Here is a 793-nt window from a genome sequence, read left to right on the forward strand (position 1 = left end):
ATGGCCTGAAGGTAACACCCGTTCCCATACCGAACACGAAGGTTAAGCTTCAATGCGCCGATGGTACTGCAGGGGTGACCTTGTGGAAGAGTAGGTTGTCGCCAGGTTACAAAAAACTACTAAGTATAACTTAGTAGTTTTTTTTGCGTTAATATAACTAGGTATTTAAACTACCTTAACGCCGTTAATATTAATTTGATGGATATATTAAATAAGCAATAAAGGTTAATTGATATATTAAAAATGAAAGGCTTAAGCAATTATATTACCTATTGTATCATTTGTTTACCGTCGCTTATGTATTAGTCCAAATTAGTAAGGATGTCGATTAAAAGTTGAGAAAATCATGGAATAAAACAAAACAGAAATATGATAATTATCATCGTATTTGAAGTATTTTGAACCTTTTGGAACCTATCAGAGTATAAATTAAGGAAATATATTGCTATTATTAATACTACGATATTGTAATATTGTATATACTTGTCCATGTGTATCATAACGCTAAATATTGAATTATGTAGATATATATGTAGAAATATGGAGTTAATCTACTTAGACTGTAGTTATGGTGAAATTGTAATGTTTTTTATATGATAGAATACTCTTTGTCGTCACATACGAGTGACACATTAAAATAACTAACAATTACAATTTAATAACTTTCAGATGAAATTTATTTTAAAGAAGTAGTTGACAAAACAAGAAAAACCTAGTATTATAGTAGAAGTCGTCACATGATGACAAAGCAAATTGGTCTTTGAAAATTAAACAGAGAAATAGGTAAAGAAAT

General features: G+C 29.1%; 1 rRNA gene. It reads left to right on the top strand.

Features of this window, described 5'->3' with window-relative positions:
• Positions 1-107: ribosomal RNA gene (gene rrf / locus KPL44_RS25075) — 5S ribosomal RNA — on the top strand; the annotation flags it as partial.
• Positions 108-793: the final 686 nt, after the last annotated feature.

It is taken from the genome of Clostridium sp. DSM 17811 (assembly GCF_018861905.1).
Taxonomy (GTDB): Bacteria; Bacillota; Clostridia; order Clostridiales; family Clostridiaceae; genus Clostridium_AD; species Clostridium_AD frigoriphilum.